The 1,017-nt window shown below is 57.1% G+C and carries 1 protein-coding gene; it reads left to right on the top strand.

Annotated features, from left to right (window positions below; genetic code table 11):
* The first annotated feature begins 86 nt into the window (after positions 1-86).
* Complete coding sequence (locus tag IEX97_RS12890; protein WP_188883510.1) at positions 87-908, top strand: ExeA family protein; 822 nt, start codon at positions 87-89, stop codon at positions 906-908.
* Positions 909-1,017 lie beyond the last annotated feature (109 nt).

Raw genomic sequence — 1,017 nt, 5'->3', positions numbered from 1 at the left:
TTCTTCGAGGCAGCGGACAACCGGCGCAGGCAGGCGGCTCAGGGATCCCCGCTGCGATTTTCGGATGTAAAGCATGGTGAGCGCTCATGACGCCACAGGAGAAGTGGGGATTAGAAAAGCTGCCGTTTCGACGGAACGTGGAAGGGCATGAGTTTTACGAGACAGCCGCACACCGGGAAGCCTTGGCCCGGATGGAATGGGTGCTTGAACAAAACGCACTGGGTTTACTGACCGGTGAAGTGGGCAGTGGGAAATCCACCCTCATCCGGCGGCTGATTGGCGGGTTGGACGAGATGAAATGGCTTCCCATCTACATTTGTGTACCCGGCCTGCGACCAAGGGAGTTTTACGGAGAACTTCTCTCCTATCTTGGGGAGGCGAGTCCTTATTCCGTCAACCGGGCGAGGAAGCTCTGGAATGAACGAGTCCAGGCTGGCGGGCTTGCTGGCGAGAGACGGTGGGTGGTGGTGATTGATGAGGCGCAGGACATCTCCGAGGAGATGTTGCAGGAGTTGAGGTTTGTTCGAAACCAGAGGATGGACGCCGTGTCCCCGTTCCCGCTGATTTTGGTTGGGCAACCGGAGTTACGGCGGAAACTGCGGTTGAAGAAATACGAGGCCATTTCGCAACGGATTGAGATGGTGTACCACCTGACCGGAATGACCAGGGAAGAGACAGCAGACTACGTGCGTCACCAAATTCAGCTGACCGGAAAGGCAGCGCCATTGTTTACGGACAGCGCTTTACACCTGATTTATGGAGCAAGCCGAGGAATTCCACGGGTGGTCAATCAAATCTGCCTGCAAGCCCTGTACGATGCGGCGGCCAAGAACAGTGATGTGGTGGAGGACGCCCACATCCAGCGGGTGTTGGCGGACCAGGAGTGGCAACGGGGGGCGGCTGGATAACCGGCCGCTCCTACACACCTGAAGTGACTGACGGAACAACGACCACCAAGATGGCGGAATGTCGGTACAACTCTCACGCCAATGGCGGTGAGAAATTCACCGCCAAACA

The organism is Paenalicyclobacillus cellulosilyticus (genome assembly GCF_014647315.1).
GTDB lineage: Bacteria > Bacillota > Bacilli > Alicyclobacillales > Alicyclobacillaceae > Alicyclobacillus_J > Alicyclobacillus_J cellulosilyticus.
Note: the sequence above shows the minus strand (reverse complement) of the source record. Positions and strands in the feature narration are given on the sequence as shown.

Bases quoted from the DNA above. Each gene is read 5' to 3' on its own strand.
- IEX97_RS12890 (WP_188883510.1), top strand. From the start codon at position 87: ATGACGCCACAGGAGAAGTGGGGATTAGAAAAGCTGCCGTTTCGACGG.